At 64.7% G+C, this 17,438-nt stretch carries 14 protein-coding genes; 8 read left to right on the top strand and 6 right to left on the bottom strand.

What is annotated here, in order from left to right:
• Positions 1-34: 34 nt before the first annotated feature.
• From serC to lapB, 8 genes are all read left to right on the top strand, one after another.
• Positions 35-1,102 carry a 3-phosphoserine/phosphohydroxythreonine transaminase gene (serC, locus tag ACTIF6_RS12830; RefSeq protein WP_439588439.1) on the top strand — a complete coding sequence of 356 codons (1,068 nt, stop codon included), beginning with the start codon at positions 35-37 and terminating at the stop codon, positions 1,100-1,102.
• A 5-nt stretch (positions 1,103-1,107) separates the two neighbouring features.
• Entirely contained in the window at positions 1,108-2,205 is a 1,098-nt protein-coding gene (gene pheA / locus ACTIF6_RS12825; RefSeq protein WP_439588377.1) for a prephenate dehydratase, read from the top strand.
• Entirely contained in the window at positions 2,205-3,083 is an 879-nt protein-coding gene (locus tag ACTIF6_RS12820; RefSeq protein WP_439588376.1) for a prephenate dehydrogenase, read from the top strand. Before pheA ends, ACTIF6_RS12820 begins: the two co-directional genes overlap by 1 nt.
• Positions 3,084-3,118: 35 nt before the next feature.
• Positions 3,119-5,173, top strand: a complete 2,055-nt coding sequence (locus tag ACTIF6_RS12815; RefSeq protein ID WP_439588375.1) for a bifunctional 3-phosphoshikimate 1-carboxyvinyltransferase/cytidylate kinase — start codon at positions 3,119-3,121, stop codon at positions 5,171-5,173.
• Positions 5,174-5,353: 180 nt separating this feature from the next.
• Positions 5,354-7,039, top strand: a complete 1,686-nt coding sequence (rpsA, locus tag ACTIF6_RS12810; RefSeq protein WP_439588374.1) for a 30S ribosomal protein S1 — start codon at positions 5,354-5,356, stop codon at positions 7,037-7,039.
• 98 nt (positions 7,040-7,137) lie between these two features.
• On the top strand, positions 7,138-7,458 hold the full coding sequence (locus ACTIF6_RS12805) for an integration host factor subunit beta (RefSeq protein ID WP_439588373.1): 321 nt from the start codon (positions 7,138-7,140) through the stop codon (positions 7,456-7,458).
• Between the two features lie 60 nt (positions 7,459-7,518).
• Positions 7,519-7,827 carry a LapA family protein gene (locus ACTIF6_RS12800; protein ID WP_439588372.1) on the top strand — a complete coding sequence of 103 codons (309 nt, stop codon included), beginning with the start codon at positions 7,519-7,521 and terminating at the stop codon, positions 7,825-7,827.
• Entirely contained in the window at positions 7,817-8,962 is a 1,146-nt protein-coding gene (lapB, locus tag ACTIF6_RS12795; RefSeq protein WP_439588371.1) for a lipopolysaccharide assembly protein LapB, read from the top strand. Before ACTIF6_RS12800 ends, lapB begins: the two co-directional genes overlap by 11 nt.
• Here the strand turns inward: lapB and ACTIF6_RS12790 are convergent, their stop codons facing one another.
• The 6 genes from ACTIF6_RS12790 to ACTIF6_RS12765 form a co-directional block, all read right to left on the bottom strand.
• Positions 8,963-12,592 carry a hydantoinase B/oxoprolinase family protein gene (locus tag ACTIF6_RS12790; protein WP_439588370.1) on the bottom strand — a complete coding sequence of 1,210 codons (3,630 nt, stop codon included), beginning with the start codon at positions 12,590-12,592 and terminating at the stop codon, positions 8,963-8,965.
• Between the two features lie 46 nt (positions 12,593-12,638).
• Positions 12,639-13,937 carry a TRAP transporter large permease gene (locus ACTIF6_RS12785; protein WP_439588369.1) on the bottom strand — a complete coding sequence of 433 codons (1,299 nt, stop codon included), beginning with the start codon at positions 13,935-13,937 and terminating at the stop codon, positions 12,639-12,641.
• 20 nt (positions 13,938-13,957) lie between these two features.
• Complete coding sequence (locus tag ACTIF6_RS12780; RefSeq protein ID WP_439588368.1) at positions 13,958-14,467, bottom strand: TRAP transporter small permease; 510 nt, start codon at positions 14,465-14,467, stop codon at positions 13,958-13,960.
• A gap of 77 nt (positions 14,468-14,544) precedes the next feature.
• Positions 14,545-15,510 (bottom strand): TRAP transporter substrate-binding protein, encoded by a 966-nt coding sequence (locus ACTIF6_RS12775; protein ID WP_439588367.1) that lies wholly within the window; start codon positions 15,508-15,510, stop codon positions 14,545-14,547.
• 14 nt (positions 15,511-15,524) lie between these two features.
• The gene (locus ACTIF6_RS12770) at positions 15,525-16,316 is read right to left on the bottom strand and encodes a putative hydro-lyase (RefSeq protein WP_439588438.1); all 792 of its coding nucleotides are present in this window, start codon (positions 16,314-16,316) and stop codon (positions 15,525-15,527) included.
• A 109-nt stretch (positions 16,317-16,425) separates the two neighbouring features.
• Positions 16,426-17,385, bottom strand: a complete 960-nt coding sequence (locus ACTIF6_RS12765; protein ID WP_439588366.1) for a LysR family transcriptional regulator — start codon at positions 17,383-17,385, stop codon at positions 16,426-16,428.
• Positions 17,386-17,438 lie beyond the last annotated feature (53 nt).

The raw sequence follows: 17,438 nt of genomic DNA, 5'->3' as shown, positions 1-17,438 counted from the left end.
ACGGCCCTACAACTTCTCCGCCGGGCCGGCGGCCATGCCGGCCGAAGTGTTGCAACACGCCGCCAGCGAAATGCTCGACTGGCAAGGCAGTGGCATGAGCGTCATGGAGATGAGCCACCGAGGCCAGGAGTTCGGCAGGATTCTCGAAGCGGCAGAAGCCGACCTGCGTGAACTGCTCTCGGTGCCGGCGAATTTCCGCATCCTGTTCATGCAGGGTGGCGGCCTGGGCGAAAACGCCATCGTGCCGTTAAATCTTTCGCGCAGCAAAACGGTGGACTTCGTGATCACTGGCAGCTGGAGTCAGAAGTCTCTAAAGGAGGCGCGGCGTTATGCGCCGACACACGTGGTGGCGAGCAATGAGGCCGATGGGCACACGCGATTGCCCGACGCCACTACCTGGCAACTCAGCCAGGACGCGAGCTACGTGCACCTCTGTAGCAACGAGACCATCAACGGCATCGAAGTGCACGAATTGCCCGACCTCAAGGCGCTCGGCTCCAACGCACCCCTGGTGATCGATTTTTCATCGCATGTGGCCTCCCGCCCTGTGGACTGGTCGCGCGTGGGCCTGGCATTTGGCGGCGCCCAGAAAAACCTGGGGCCTGCTGGCCTCACCCTGGTGGTGGTGCGGGAAGACCTGATCGGTCATGCGCTGGCCATCTGCCCGAGCGCCTTCGACTACAAGACTGTGGCCGACAACCACTCCATGTACAACACGCCTCCCACCTTTGCCATCTACATGGCCGGCCTCACGTTCCAGTGGCTCAAGCGCCAGACCGAAGGCGGGCACCAGGGTGTAGCCGCCATGGAAGCGCGCAACATTGCCAAGGCCGCCCTGCTCTACGACTACATCGACCAGTCGCAGTTCTACGAGAACAAGGTCGCACGCGACTGCCGTTCGCGCATGAACGTGCCCTTCTTCCTGCGCGACGAGTCGCGCAACGAAGCCTTTCTCTCGGGCGCCAAGGCCGCCGGCCTCCTGCAGCTCAAGGGCCACAAGTCGGTAGGCGGCATGCGTGCCAGCCTCTACAACGCGATGCCCCTGGAAGGTGTGCAGGCGCTGGTGAGCTACATGCGGCAGTTCGAAAAGACACAGGCCTGAACACAATGACCCAACCCACCCAGTCCGATGCCCTGGCGGTCCTGCGCGTGCAGATTGACGCGCTCGACCAGCAACTGCTCAACCTGCTCAACCAGCGCGCGCGCGTGGCCGAGCAGGTTGGCGATATCAAGCGCCGGGAGGGCTCGCCGTTCTTCAGGCCCGATCGCGTGGCCCAGGTCATCGAGAAGATCCAGGGTGCCAACCAGGGGCCGCTGCTCAACCAGCACGTGGCATCGATCTGGCGCGAGATCATGTCGGCCTGCCTCGCGCTGGAAGCACCGCAACGCGTGGCCGTGCTGGGCCCGCAGGGCACCTTCTGCGAACAGGCGGCCATCGAGTTTTTCGGCAGCGCTGCCAACCTGATCTACTGCGCCAACTTCGACGAGGTGTTCCATGCCACGGCCGCAGGCACGGCCCAATTCGGCGTGGTGGGCATGGAGAACTCCACCGAAGGCGTGGTCGCACGCTCGCTGGACCTCTTCCTGCGCTCGCCCGTGCACGTGGTCGGCGAGGTCAGCCTGCTGATCCGCCACAACCTGCTGTGCCAGGTCAACACGCTCGACGGCATCGAAGTGGTTATGGCGCATCCCCAGGCGCTGGCCCAATGCCAGAACTGGCTTTCCCAACATCTGCCCAACGCCGAGCGGCGTGCCGTCTCCAGCAACGCCGAGGGTGCGCGGCTCGCGGCCACCAACCCAACCTGGGCGGGCCTGGCCAGCGAACGCGCGGCGGCGCAGTTCGGCTTGCACATCGTGGCCCATGCGATCCAGGATGAGGCCTACAACCGCACCCGCTTCGCGGTGATCAGCCTGCCCCAGACTCTCGCCATGCCACCGGCGTCCGGGCGCGATTGCACCAGCCTCGTGGTCTCGGTTCCCAACCGGCCCGGTGCCGTGCACGACCTGCTCGTGCCACTCAAGAACAATGGCGTGTCCATGACACGCTTCGAATCGCGCCCGGCCAAGTCCGGGCAGTGGGAGTACTACTTCTACATCGATATTGCCGGCCACCCATCACAGCCTCACGTGGCCGCCGCACTACAAGAACTTCAGGGTCTCTGCGCTTTCTACAAGGTGCTGGGCGCATACCCGGTGAACGAATAATGTTTGAACAATTGGGATTGATCGGCTGCGGCATGATGGGCGGCTCGTTCGCGCTGGCCCTCAAGCGTGCGGGACTGGTCAAACGCGTTGTGGGCTACAGCAAGTCGCCTTCCACCACCGAACGGGCGCGCCAGCTCGGCGTGATCGACGTCGAAGCGCCTTCCGCCTTGCTCGCCGTCTCGGGCGCAGACCTCGTGCTGCTGGCCGTGCCGGTGGCCGCCACGGAAGCCACCTTCAAGGCCATCCGCCACCTGGTGCGCGGCGAAGTGCTCATCATGGATGTGGGTTCCACCAAGCGAGAAGTGATCGACGCCGCGCGCCGCGTTTTGAAGGACCAGGTTGGCGTGTTTGTGCCGGCCCATCCGATCGCAGGCAAGGAGGTCGCTGGTGTGGAACACGCCGACGCCGACCTCTATCAGGGCCGCCAGGTCATCCTCACCCCGATCGAGCGCACCCTGCCGAAGCAACTGGAAAAAGCCCAGCAACTCTGGACGGCGCTGGGTTGTCAGGTCAAGCAGATGACCCCTGAAGCGCACGACGCGGCCTATGCCGCCGTGAGCCACCTGCCGCACATGGTGGCCTTCGCGCTCATGAACGCCATCCAGGGCCAGGGCTCGGGCCAGGATTTCCTCACGCTCGCTGGCCCAGGCTTCCGCGATTTCACCCGCATCGCGGCGAGTGAGCCTGCCGTGTGGCGTGACATCCTCATGTCCAACCGCGAAGAGCTGCTGGCCCAGTCGCGCCATTTCCAGCGTGCCTTGCATGCACTGGAAACTGCCATCAACGCCGACAACCCCGACGCCCTTGAAGCCCTGATCGAGCAAGCCAGCAGCGCCCGTACGCGTTGGCGCATGACCGCCATCAAGCCCCGAAGCTGAGCGCCGCCTCTGGCGCCGGCCGCATCCCCAAGCGCATGTACTCCATCGATCACCTCGACATTCCGCCGCTTTGCAGCGCCGGTGGGCGTGTGCGCCTGCCGGGCTCCAAGAGCATTTCCAACCGTGTGCTGCTGCTGGCGGCGTTGAGCACGGGCCACACCGACGTTCTGGACCTGCTTGATTCCGACGACACCCGTGTGATGCTCGAGGCCTTGGTGCAACTGGGTTGCCGCATCGAGCCACAGCCCGGAGGCGCCTTGCGCGTGCACGGACTCGGGGGGAAACTGCCCGTGCGCAAGGCCAGCCTGTTCCTTGGCAACGCCGGCACGGCCATGCGGCCACTCACCGCCTCGCTCGCGCTGCTGGCAGCACGCGAGGGCGGCGCCTTCGAAGTGAGCGGCGTTGCCCGCATGCACGAGCGCCCGATTGGCGACCTGGTCGACGCCCTGCGCCAACTCGGCTGCCCGGTGCAGTGCCTCGCACACGAAGGCTACCCGCCGCTGCAGCTTGGTGACGGTGCAGTGCATCTGCTGAAGCTGGATCAGGCGATCCGCGTCCGGGGTGATGTGTCCAGCCAGTTTCTCACTGCACTGCTGCTGGCCCTGCCCCTGGTCGCGCAATCACAGGACATCGTCATCGAGGTGGTGGGTGAGCTCATTTCGCGCCCGTACATCGAGATCACCTTGAACCTGCTGGAGCGCTTCGGCGTGCGGGTGCGGCGCGACGGGTGGGAACGCTTCACCATTCCGGCGGGAAGCCGCTACCAGTCGCCCGCGCAGATCGCCGTGGAGGGCGATGCATCGTCCGCGAGCTACTTCATTGCCCTGGGTGCCATCGCGCCCGCCACGCCGGGCACCAATGGCATCACCATCGAGGGCGTGGGCCTTTCGTCCATCCAGGGCGACATCCGGTTTGTCGAAGCTGCACGACTGATGGGCGCAGACATCTCGGGCGAAGCCAATCGCCTGCACATCCGTCGCGGCGCCTGGCCACTCAAGGCCATCGACCTGGACTGCAACCACATTCCCGACGCCGCCATGACGCTGGCGGTGATGGCGCTGTATGCCGAGGGCACGACCACGCTGCGCAACATCGCCAGCTGGCGCGTGAAAGAGACCGACCGCATTGCTGCCATGGCCAACGAAGGCCGCAAGCTCGGTGCCACCGTCGAGGAAGGCGCTGACTTCATCCGCATCACGCCACCAGCCAACCCGTCGCAATGGCGCACCCAGGCCCTCCATACCTACGACGACCACCGAGTCGCCATGTGCTTCTCGCTGGCCGCCTTCAACCCGGCCGGCCTGCCCATTCGAATCGAAGACCCGAAGTGCGTGGGCAAGACCTTTCCCGACTACTTCGAGACGCTGTTCGAGGTCTGCCAGGCAGAAACCAGGCACATCCCCGTCATCTGTGTCGACGGACCCAGCGCCTCAGGCAAAGGCACCCTCTCGGCCGAGCTGGCAGACCGGCTGGGCTACCACCTGCTGGATTCGGGCGTCCTGTACCGTCTGGTGGGCCTGGCAGCGGCCAGGGCCGGACTCTCCATCGCGGATGACGATCTGAAAGACGCCACGCTGGCCAAGCGCCTGGGTGAACTGGCTGCTGGACTGAACGTGCGTTTTGAGAGCCAGCGCACCTTGCTGGATGGCCAGGATGTGACCGATGCCGTGCGGTCCGAGGCTGCTGGCATGGCGGCCTCGCGGGTCTCGACCGTCCAGGCGGTGCGCGACGCCCTGCTCGGGCTGCAACATGGCTTCAGGCGCCTGCCGGGCCTGGTGGCCGATGGCCGCGACATGGGCACCGTGATCTTTCCGGACGCCCCGCTCAAGGTGTTTCTCACGGCCTCGGCCGAGCAGCGCGCCGAACGGCGCCATAAGCAGTTGATTTCAAAGGGAATTGCTGCTAACATCGACAGTCTTTTGGCGGACCTGCGGGCGCGCGATCAACGGGATGCTTCCCGGTTGCACGCACCCCTCAAGCCCGCCAAAGATGCCCTGGAACTGGACAACTCCGGACTGGACATCGAGGAATCGGTGCAGCGGGTGTTTGACTGGTGGCAAGGCAGAACGGTGTTTTCAAGCAGTCCTTGATCGCACTCACACATGGCCCAGACGGCACCGCCGGGCGTTCCCAGCCCGCATGCCTGATGGTTCTTTCACTCAACCCCGCGGTGTTTCGCACCGCAACGTCAACACCACTCAAGCGCCGCATCCGTTCCAGCCGCATCCCTGTGGTTGTTGCACCGACGCCAAGTGGTTTTAGGAAATTCAATGTCTGAATCTTTTGCCGCCCTGTTCGAAGAATCCCTCAAACGCGCCGAAATGCGCTCGGGCGAAGTCATCACCGCTGAAGTCGTTCGCATCGAACACAGCCACGTGGTGGTCAACGCCGGCCTGAAGTCGGAAGCCTACGTGCCACTCGCCGAATTCAAGAACGACCAGGGTGAACTCGAAGTGCAGGTGGGCGACTTCGTGGCGGTCGCCATCGACTCCGTGGAAAACGGCTTCGGCGACACGCTGCTCTCGCGCGACAAGGCCAAGCGCCTCGCTTCCTGGATGTCCCTTGAAAAAGCCCTCGAGTCCGGCGAATTTGTCACCGGCACCACCTCCAGCAAGGTCAAGGGCGGCCTCAAGGTCATGGTCAACGGCATCAGCGCCTTCCTGCCGGGCTCGCTGGTTGACAGCCGTCCCACCAAGGATCTGACCCCTTACGAAAACAAGACCCTGGAATTCAAGGTCATCAAGCTGGACCGCAAGCGCAACAACGTGGTGCTGAGCCGCCGCGCCGTGGTGGAAGCCTCCATGGGCGAAGAGCGCGCCAAGCTGATGGACACCCTGAAGGAAGGCGCCATCGTGCACGGCGTGGTCAAGAACATCACCGAATACGGTGCGTTCGTGGACCTCGGTGGCATCGACGGCCTGCTGCACATCACCGACATGGCATGGCGCCGCGTTCGCCACCCGAGCGAAGTGGTGCAGGCTGGTCAGGAAATCACCGCCAAGATCCTCAAGTTCGACACCGAGAAGCACCGTGTCTCGCTGGGCCTGAAGCAGATGGGCGACGACCCGTGGATGGGCGTTTCGCGCCGTTACCCGCAAGGCACGCGCATGTTCGGCAAGATCACCAACATCGCCGACTACGGCGCGTTCGTGGAACTCGAGCCGGGCATCGAAGGTCTGGTGCACGTTTCCGAAATGGACTGGACCAACAAGAACGTGGCCCCTTCCAAGCTGGTGTCGCTGGGCGACGAAGTCGAAGTCATGGTGCTCGACATCGACGAAGACAAGCGCCGCATCTCGCTGGGCATGAAGCAGTGCCGTGCCAACCCCTGGCACGAGTTCGCTGAAGCCACCAAGCGCGGCGACCGCGTGAAGGGCCCGATCAAGTCGATCACCGACTTCGGCGTGTTCGTGGGTCTGGCTGCCGGCATCGACGGCCTGGTTCACCTGTCCGACCTGTCCTGGAACGAAACCGGCGAAGCCGCCGTGCGCAACTACAAAAAGGGCCAGGAAGTTGAAGCCATCGTGCTGGCCATCGACGTGGAGCGCGAGCGCATCTCCCTGGGCATCAAGCAACTCGACGGCGACCCGTTCACCACCTTCGTGTCGGTCAACGACAAGGGTTCCATCGTGACCGGCAAGGTCAAGACTGTGGACGCCAAGGGTGCCGAGATCGACCTGGGTGAAGACGTGCTGGGTTACCTGCGCGCCAGCGAAATCAGCCGTGACCGCGTGGAAGATGCGCGCAACGTGCTGAAGGAAGGCGACGAAGTCACCGCTGTGGTGGTGAACATCGACCGCAAGACGCGCAACATCCAGTTGTCCATCAAGGCCAAGGACGCCGCCGACCAGCAGGAAGCCATGGCCAGCCTGAGCCAGCAGTCTTCCCGTGAGAACGCCGGTACCACCAGCCTGGGCGCTCTGCTGCGCGCCAAGCTGGACAACAACAACGGCTGATCGGCCTGTCGGACGCCCGGCGACGGGCGTCGAGCGGGATACCCCCTGCTCGACGCCCCATTGCCAGGTGTTCGATGCCCACTCGCTGAAACCCTGACATGACACGCTCCGACCTCGTTGAAGCCCTTGCCAGCCGCTTCGGCCAGCTCACGCACCGCGACGCCGAGTTCGCCGTCAAGGCCATCCTGGACGCCATGGGCGATGCCCTGGTCAAGGGACACCGGATCGAGATCCGGGGCTTTGGCAGCTTCTCGGTCAATCGCCGCTCACCCCGCATCGGGCGCAACCCGCGTTCGGGCGAGAGCGTGATGATTCCGGAAAAACGCGTGCCGCACTTCAAGCCGGGCAAGGCCCTGCGCGAACAGGTGGATGCCAAGACCGCAGAGATCCTGGGACGCGATCCTGCCAACCCGGAGTAATCAGGCACCGTTGACCGGGCAACCTGATCGCTACAATCGCCCCACCACAAAGGGGACGACGTGAAATACCTGATGTGGCTGCTCAACGCAGCCATTTTTTTTGTGCTGTTCGCCTTCGCACTGAACAACCAGGAAAGCGTGACACTGCACCTGTTCTTTGGCGCCAGTTGGCAGGCACCCCTGGTGCTGGTGATCCTGATCGCTCTGGTGGCGGGGGTCTTTCTCGGCGTGGCCGTGATGCTGCCGCTTTGGCTGCGCGCCAAGAAGGCGCGGCGCCAGGCGGCCAGCAACTCCATGCTGGCCAGCACGACCTTCGAAGCCGACTCCACCCTGCTCCCTGACACGAACGACCGCCGGCATGGACTTTGATTTCACCTGGCTGCTGTGGGGCCTTCCGCTGGCTTTTGCCATGGGCTGGGCCGCCTCCCGACTCGATCTGCGGCAGTGGCGCATGGAAAGCCGTCAGGCTCCCAAGGCGTACTTCCGTGGCCTGAACCACCTGCTCAACGAGCAGCAGGATCAGGCCATCGATGCGTTCATCGAGGCAGTGCAGGGCGACCCCGACACCGCCGAACTGCACTTCGCCCTGGGCAACCTGTTTCGCCGCCGTGGCGACTACGACCGTGCCGTGCGCGTGCACGAGCACCTGCTCTCGCGCGCCGACATCAGCCGCAAGGACCGCGATCGTGCTCAACACGCGCTCGCGCTGGATTTTCTCAAGGCGGGGCTGCTCGACCGGGCCGAGAGCGCGCTGCACAAGCTCGAGGGCTCGGCCTTCGAAGGCGAGGCGCTGCTGGCGCTGCTGGGCATCTACGAACGGTCCCGCGACTGGCCGCGCGCCAAGGAGATTGCGCAAAAACTCGAAGAGGCCGAACAAGGCAGTTTTTCTGGCCGGCTCTCGCACTACCTCTGCGAAGAAGCCGAACTGGCCCAGCGCGGTGGTGACCAGACGAAGGCCATCGCACTGCTCGAAGAAGCCGTGCAAAAGGCTCCACAGCTCGCGCGGGGCTGGATGGCACTCTCAGGACAAAAGGCGCTGCGGGGCGACGCGCAGGGTGCCTTCGAGGCCCTGAGCAAACTGCACAAGCATGCGCCGCAAGGCATGCCACTGGCCGCCGGCACACTGGCCGATCTTGCCCGCCAGACCGGACGACAGAGCGAAGCGATTCTGCTGCTGCAGGAAGCGCAGTCGCGCGCGCCATCGATCGACATCACCGAAGCCCTGGCCAGCCTGAGCAACGACCCCACCGAGGTGCGCGCGCACTACCTGAGGCACCTGGAACGAGAGCCCTCGCTGGTGATCACGGCGCAATGGCTGGCCGGTGAAACGCTTTCGAACCCTGAGGCCCAGGAGCGCGTGAAGCTGTCGTTGGAGCAAGCCAGCGCGCCACTGCGGCGCTACCGCTGCGCGGCCTGTGGCTTCGAAGCGCGCCAGCATTTCTGGCAATGCCCCGGCTGCCAGGCCTGGGACAGCTATCCCGCCCGCCGGGTAGAGGAGCTGTGACTACGCCTTTCCGTAGCCCCCGCCTCCCGGGGTGTGGATCTCGAAGATATCGCCAGGTTTCATTTCTGCCTGACCGATGTGAGCCAGCTCTTCCACCGAGCCATCGACACGCACCACCCGGTTGATGCCTACCTGCCCGGCCTGACCACCCGCCATGCCGAAGGCGCCATGCAGGCGGCCATTGGAGAGGATGCTGGCCGTCATGTCTTCCAGGAAACGCACGCGGCGCACGCCGCCATGGCCGCCCTTCCATTGGCCTGCACCGCCCGAGCCTTCACGGATCTCGTAGCTCTCCAGCCGCACGGGGAACCGGAACTCGAGCACCTCGGGATCGGTCAGGCGTGAATTTGTCATGTGGGTCTGCACCACGCTTGTGCCGTCGAAACCCTCGCCGGCGCCACTGCCACCCGAGATGGTTTCGTAGTACTGGTGCGCCGCGTTGCCAAAGGTGAAGTTGTTCATGGTGCACTGGCTCGCGGCCATCACGCCGAGCGCACCGTACAGCGCGTTGGTAATGCAGCTCGAGGTCTCCACATTGCCGGCCACCACGGAAGCGGGTGGGTTCGGGTTGAGCATGGAGCCCGGCGGAATGACGACCTTGAGGGGTTTCAGGCAGCCCGCGTTGAGTGGGATATCGTCGTTCACCAGCGTGCGGAACACGTAGAGCACGGCCGCCATGCACACAGCCGTGGGCGCGTTGAAGTTGTTCAGCTGTTGCGCCGACGTGCCGGTGAAATCGATCTCGGCACTGCGTTGCGCGGTGTTCACGCGCACCGCCACCTGGATCTGCGCGCCGTTGTCCAGCGGCAGCGTGTACGCACCATCTTTCTGGCGTGTGATGACGCGGCGCACCGACTCTTCCGCGTTGTCCTGCACATGGCGCATGTAGGCCTGCACCACGTCCAGCCCGAACTGCTCGACCATCTTGCGCAGCTCCTGCACGCCTTTCTCGTTGGCCGCAATCTGGGCCTTGAGGTCGGCCATGTTCTGCTGCGGGTTGCGCGAGGGGTATTCACCGCTCTGCAACAACGCCACCATCTCGGCCTCGCGCAGCACGCCCCGATCGACCAGCTTCACGTTGTTGATCTGCACGCCCTCTTCCTCGATGCGCGTGGAGAACGGTGGCATGGAGCCCGGCGTGGCGCCGCCGATGTCGGCATGGTGGCCACGGCTGCCCACGTAGAACAGCGGCGTGCCGTGACCTGATGAACCGAGGTAGACCGGTGTGATCACGGTCACGTCCGGCAGGTGCGTGCCACCGTGGTAAGGGTCGTTGAGCACGTACACATCGCCGGGCTGCATCTTTCCGGTGTTCTCGCGGATCACCGTCTTGATGCTCTCGCCCATGGAGCCCAGGTGCACGGGCATGTGCGGCGCGTTGGCGATCAGATTGCCCTGGGCGTCAAACAAAGCACACGAGAAGTCGAGCCGTTCCTTGATGTTCACCGAGTAGGCGGTGTTCTGCAGTTGCAGGCCCATCTGCTCGGCAATGTTCATGAAGAGGTTGTTGAACACTTCCAGCAGCACCGGGTCCACCGTGGTGCCCACCGCGTACGCGGTCGTGCGGGGAATGCGGCGGTCCAGCACGAGGTGATCGAGTGCGGTGAGCACCGCCTCCCAGCCCGGTTCCACCACCGTGGTGGCGTTCTTTTCGGCAATGATCGCCGGGCCGGGGATCACATCGCCGGGCCGCAGATCCTCACGCACCACCAGTGCGGCGTCGAACCACTGACCACCCGAGTACATGCGCACGGTTTCGCGCCGGGGCACTTCGCGCGGCTCGTGGGTTTCATGGCGTGGCTCGTGAGGCGCATCGCCTGCCACCACGGCTTCCACCGACACCGCTTCCACCACCAGGCGCTTGCCCTGCATCAGGAAGGCGAAGCGTTGACGGTAGGCGGCCTCGAAGCCAGCCTGGATGGTGGTGAGGTCCCCGAACGGCACCACCAGCGCGGCGTCGCTGCCTTCGTAACGCACATGCACGCGCCGGTGCACCTGCACCGCGCCGGCATTGACCTGCTGGCTGCCCAGTTCGGCCTGAGCCGTGGCAGCGAGCGCATCGAGCTTGTCCACCACTGTGGGGAGCGAATCGGCCACCAGCGGGAGTTCGACCGCCTGCTCGCGAATCACGTTCTGATCGGCCAGGCCCATGCCGTAGGCGCTGAGCACGCCAGCCAATGGGTGCACGAACACCCGCGTCATGCCCAGCGCGTCGGCCACCAGGCAGGCATGCTGGCCGCCCGCGCCGCCGAAGCATTGCAGCGTGTAACGGGTCACGTCGTAACCGCGCGCGACCGAGATCTTCTTGATCGCATTGGCCATCTGCTGCACCGCGATGTTGATGAAGCCCTCGGCCACCTCCTCGGGCTCCCGTCCCGTCTGCTGCGCGAGCTCTCCGAACTTCGCCTTCACAGCGTCCAGGCTGAGCGACTCGTTGGCCTGCGGCCCGAACACCTTGGGAAAGTGGCGCGGCTGGATCTTGCCGGTCATTACGTTGGCATCGGTCACGGCCAGTGGGCCACCGCGCCGGTAACTGGCTGGCCCGGGGTTGGCGCCCGCGCTCTCGGGTCCGACGCGAAACCGCGCGCCATCGAACGCGAGAATGGAGCCACCACCTGCGGCCACCGTGTGGATGCTCATCATGGGCGCGCGCATGCGCACGCCGGCCACCTGCGTCTCGAACTCGCGCTCGAACTCACCTGCGAAGTGCGACACATCGGTGGACGTGCCGCCCATGTCGAAGCCGATCACCTTGACCGAACCGCCTTTGACAGCAGCGTCGGCAAAAGCCAGTTGCGCCGTGCGCGCCATGCCCACGATACCGCCCGCCGGGCCGGAGAGGATGGCGTCCTTGCCCTGGAAGGCATGTGCGTCGGTGAGTCCGCCCGAAGACTGCATGAAGAACAGCTTCACGCCTGGCATCTCGCTGGCCACCTGCTCCACGTAGCGGCGTAGGATCGGCGAGAGGTACGCATCGACCACAGTGGTGTCGCCCCGGCTGACGAACTTCATCATGGGGCTGGTCTCGTGCGAAGTGCTCACCTGCGTGAAACCCTCTTCGCGGGCGATGCGCGCCGCTGCCGCCTCGTGCGTGGTGAAACGGTAGCCGTGCATGAAGACCACGGCGACGCTGCGCAAGCCGCGAGCATGGGCCGCCTGCAAATCGATGCGCAGTGCTGATTCGTCCAGCGGCTGAAGCACGTCGCCCTGGGCGCCGAGGCGTTCCTGCGCCTCGATCACGTCGCTGTAAAGCAGCTCGGGCAACACGATGCGCCGGTCGAACAGGCGTGGCCGGTTCTGGTAAGCGATGCGCAGCGCATCGCGGAACCCCCTTGTGGTCACCAACAGCGTGGGCTCGCCCTTGCGCTCGAGCAAGGCGTTGGTGGCCACGGTAGTCCCCATCTTCACGCACTCCACCTGCTCGGGCGTCACCGGCTCACCGGCCTTGAGCCCCAGCAGGTGGCGGATGCCGGCCACCGCGGCATCGCGGTATTGCTCGGGGTTCTCCGAAAGCAGCTTGTGGGTGACGAGCGAACCGTCGGGCCGCTTGCCCACGATGTCGGTGAAGGTACCTCCACGATCGATCCAGAATTGCCAGCGGCTGCCCAGGGGAGATGTCTTGTCTTGCATGGTGAGGAACTTTACCGTTGATTGCTGTTGCAGGCTCTTCAGCCCTTCACCCCTGCATGTGCCTCGGGAGCCACAGCACCACATCGGGCACGAAATACGTGATGAGCACCGCCACCAGCATGAGGAAGAACAGCGGCAGCGCGGTGCGCGCGATCCAGGTGACTTCACGCCGGGTGAGCCCCTGAATGACGAACAGATTGAAGCCCACCGGGGGAGTGATCTGCGCCATCTCGACCACCAGCACGATGAAGATGCCGAACCAGATGAGATCGAACCCTGCAGCTTCCACGGTGGGCAGCAGCACGGCGATGGTGAGCACCACCATGGAGATGCCATCCAGGAAACACCCCAGCACGATGAAGAACACCACCAGCAACAGCATCAGCGCAAAGGGGGAGAGTTGCAGTGCGCCGATGAACTCGGCCAGGTGGCGCGGCAGGCCGATGAACCCCATGGCCAGCGTGAGGAAGGCCGCGCCCGCCAGGATGAGACCGATCATGCAGTAGATGCGGCAGGCGGACACCAGACCCTCCTTGAAGCGGGTCCAGTTCAGCGAACCTTCGATCATCGAGAGCAGCAACGCACCGCCCACACCGAGCGCCGCGGCTTCCGTGGCGGTGGCGATGCCACTGTAGATGCCCCCGAGCACCAGACCGATCAGCGACACCACGGGGATCAGGTGACGCGAGGCGTACAGCTTCTGCAGGAATGTCGTGGGCGCATCCGCCGCAGGCACCTTGTCCTTGTTCAGCAGCGCCCACACCATGATGTAACCCATGAACAACGCAGCCAGCATCAGCCCGGGCAGGACGCCCGCGAGAAACAGCTTGGCGATCGACACGTTGGCCGCCACGCCGTACACGATCATGATGATCGAGGGTGGAATGAGCAGTCCGAGCGTGCCCGCACCCGCCAGCGTGCCCACCGAGATGTCGTCCGGGTAGCCGCGCTTCTTGAGCTCTGGCAGCGTGATCTTGCCGATGGTCGCGCAGGTGGCGGCCGACGAACCGGAGATGGCGGCAAAGATGGTGCAACCGACCACGTTGGTGTGCAGCAACCGCCCCGGCAGGCGGTCCAGCCAGGGCGCGAGCCCCTTGAACATGTCGTCCGACAGCTTGCTTCGGAAAAGTATTTCGCCCATCCACAGAAACAAGGGCAGCGCCGTGAGCGTCCAGCTCGACGTGGCACCCCATATGGTCAGCATCATGCTGTCGCCCACCGGACGGGAGGTGAACAGCTCCATGCCGATGTAGGCGACGCCCAGAAGCGAGAGACCGATCCACAGGCCGGAGCCAAGCAGCGTGAAGAGCAGCGCCATCAAGGCGACAGCGATCAGAACATCCATGGCGGTTCCTTGAAGTGGATTTATTCGGTGCGTGCAGCTTCAGCGGCAGTCGCAATGAAATGCTGGCCACGCCAGCGCATCAGCAGGGCCTGGCCGAACGCCAGCGCAAAGCCGATGCAGCCGAGCACCATGCCGAGCTGTGGGATCCACAACGGCGTGGCGTCGGCTGACGCAGACACATCGTGCGTGGTCCAGGAAACCCAGGCCAGCCGCATGGCGTACCAGGCCAGAGCAAGCGCGATCGCCAGCCCCAGCAGAAGACAGGCCCACTCGAGCACCGCGCGCATCCTGGTCGGCAGGCGGTCGAGCACCAGCGTCACGCGGATGTGCTCGCCCTGCCGAAGGGTGGACGGCAACGCCAGGAACAACGAGCACGCGATGGCGTAGCCCGCATAGGCATCGAGGCCGGGAATGTCCCACTGCACCTCGCGCGCCACCACGCCGAGCAGCACCGTGCAGAATGCGGCCACCATCGACAGGCAGGAAAGGAAGAGCAACCCCTGGTAAAAATTCGAGACGAGTCGAGCCACCGTACGCTCCTGGTTCGGTTGAAAGGATCGGATCGGAAAAACGTGGCGGGTGAAGGCGCCCGCCACGCGCAGGCGCGTCAGCGGCTGCGGTAGGCGTCGATGACGGCCTGACCTTCAGGCCCGGCGGTCTTGATCCAGTCGGCTGTCATGGCATCGCCAATGGCGGCCAGTTCCTTCTTGATGGTGTCCGATGGCGCCGCGATCGTCATGCCCTTCGCACCAAGTTCCTTGATGAACTCGCCATCGAGCCGCTCGCTGGTGACCCAGCCACGCTGCTCTGCGGCGGCGGCCGCCTTCAGCACGGCGTCCTGGGTGGGCTTGTCCAGTGCGTCGAAGGCCTTCTGGCTCACCACCGTGGCATTGCGCGGCAGCCACGCGCTGACCGGATAGAAGTACTTCACCTGTTCGTGCAGCTTGCTTTCCACACCGCTGGCACTGGATGTCAGGAAGTTCTGCACGCCACCCGTGGCCAGCGCCTGCGGCAATTCAGCGAGCTGGATGGTGACCGGCTGCGCCTTGAGCAACTGCGCGATGCGCGTGGTGGCAGGGTTGTACGCCCGCATCTTGGTACCCGCCAGGTCGGCCGGGGTGTTCACGGGCTTGATGGAGTACAGCGACTGCCCCGGCCATGGCACCGTAAAGAGCACCTTCATGCCCTGCGAGGCCAGCAGCTTGTCCTGCGCTGGCTTGGCGGCTTCGTACAGGCGGCGCGCCGCGCTGTAGCTGGTGGCCAGGAAGGGAATCGAGTCCACGCCGAACAGCGGGTTTTCGTTGGCCGCGCCCGAGAGGATGAACTCGGCCGCCGGCACCTGGCCAGTCTGCACCGCGCGCTTGAGCTCGTTGGCCTTGTACAGCGAACCACCGGGGTGCAGTGTGATCTTGAGCTTGCCGCCCGTGGCCTGGTCCACCTCGCTGGCGAACTGCTGCACGTTCTGGGTCTGGAAGCTGTTGGCCGAGTAACCCGTGGGCAGGTCCCATTTGGTCTGGGCCGAAGCGGCACAGGCGAACGCGACGGCAGAGAGGCAGAACATCATGTTTTTCATCGGTGGCTCCTGGTTCAGAAACTGGCTAGCTGGTGGTTGAGAAGGTCGGTGATCAGCATCGCGCCGGGGGCGTGGGTGATGCAGAACTCGGGGCGGGCCTGCTGGATCGCGGCCTGCGGCGTGACGCCACAGGCCCAGAACACCGGCAGTTCATCGGGCATCACTTCCACCGCATCGCCGTAGTCCGGGCGGGCGAGGTCCGAGATGCCGATCAGCGTTGGATCGCCGATGTGCACCGGCGCTCCATGCACATTGGGAAAGCGCGAGGTGACCTGCACCGCGCGGATCACGGCCGAGGCGCGCAGCGGGCGCATGGTGACCACCAGCGGGCCGCTGAACGGACCCGCCGCGTCGGTGGCAATGCTGGTGCGGTACATGGCCACGTTGCGGCCCTGCTCCACATGGCGCAACGGCAGACCGGCCTCAAGCAGTGCCTGCTCAAAAGAGAACGAGCAACCGATGACAAAGCTGACCAGATCCTCGCGCCACAGCGGCATGATGTCGGTCGGCTCGTCGACCAGTTCACCGTGGCGCCAGACGCGGTAGCGAGGCACGTCGGTTCGGATATCGATGTCGGTCCCCAGCGAAGGCAGGTTGAACTCGCCGGGCTCGGACACCGCCAACAACGGGCAGGGCTTGGGATTGCGCTGGCAGTAGCGAAGAAAATCGCCCGCCAGCGACTGCGGCAGGATCACCACATTGCCCTGCACATGCTCGTCTGCCAGGCCGCTGGTGTGTGAAGTCCAGAGGCCCCGGCGGATGCGCTCGCGCACCTTCCCTGCGCTTTCGCGCGCCGCCTGGGCCATGTCCGAATCTGAATCCACCGCGACTCCTTTGTTGTCCGCATGTCACCGTGATGACGTTGGGCGGATTGTGGAGTTCAGGTGCGTTCAGTTCAAATTCAAAATTTTTCGCTCAGCTCATCGATTTTTTCGATGCTCTGGAACGGGGCGCAGTGCGCCCCGATGGTGCACGCGAACCCCGCGCCCTGCCATCGAACTGGGCGTCCGCAAAGGCCAGCGCGGACTTCACCACGGTCTCCACCGCGTCTGTGGTTGGGTCGGTGCGGTAGCTGGCATGGATAGGCAGCGGTTGCAGCGGCGTGTTGCATGCCAGGGCTCGCAGATCGGGGTGGTTCTGCATGCGCCGCACGGCGTTGAGTGGCAGTGTGGCCACGCCAAAGCCCCCCTGAACCAGTTGCACCATGGCCGAGATCGACGAGATCGTGTGCACCCGGCCAGGCTCCAGGCCCGCATGGCGGTAGAGATCGAGCAAGGCCACGTGCGGGTGCGAGCCACGCTGGAAGGTGAGCAGCTCCAGCGCGGCCAGGTCTTCCAGGCTGTAGCGGCGTTTGCGGTGGCGCGCGGCGTGGCCCATGAAGACCATCTCCATGGCGGGCAGGCTTCGGCTGCGCACCCCATCGGCCGCAGCCGGCAGCGCGGCAAACACCAGATCCTGCGTGCCGCGCTGCACCTGCTCGACCAGGATGGGCGTGGTTTCCACCGTGAGCTCCAGTGCGAGGCCCGGGTGCTCAGCCCGCAGTTTCTCGATCCAGGGAATCAGCCAGGAATGCAGCACCGACTCGATGGCACCGATGCGCAGCGAGACCGCCAACGGCGCGCCCGAGCCCATCTCGGCCTTGGCCTCGCGCTGCAGCTCCAGCAGCCGCTGTGCATAGGTGAAGAATCGGGTGCCGGCCACCGTGAGACGGAACTGTTTGTCGCGCCGGTCGAGCAGCAGCACCCCCAACTCCTCTTCCAACGCAGCGATGCGACTGGACATGGCCGACTGCGTGAGGAAGAGTTTCTCGGCAGCGCGAGTGACGCTTTTGAGCGAGGCCACCCAATAAAACGCTTCAACGAATCGCAGGTTCACGGCGCCATCCCCGGGGAAAACACCCTGATACCTGGCCCACTATTTGCATTTAT

The sequence above is a fragment of the Hydrogenophaga sp. genome (assembly GCF_051860785.1).
Taxonomy (GTDB): Bacteria; Pseudomonadota; Gammaproteobacteria; order Burkholderiales; family Burkholderiaceae_C; genus Hydrogenophaga.
The sequence above is the reverse complement of the archived record's forward strand: the minus strand, read 5'-3'. Positions and strand labels throughout refer to the sequence as shown.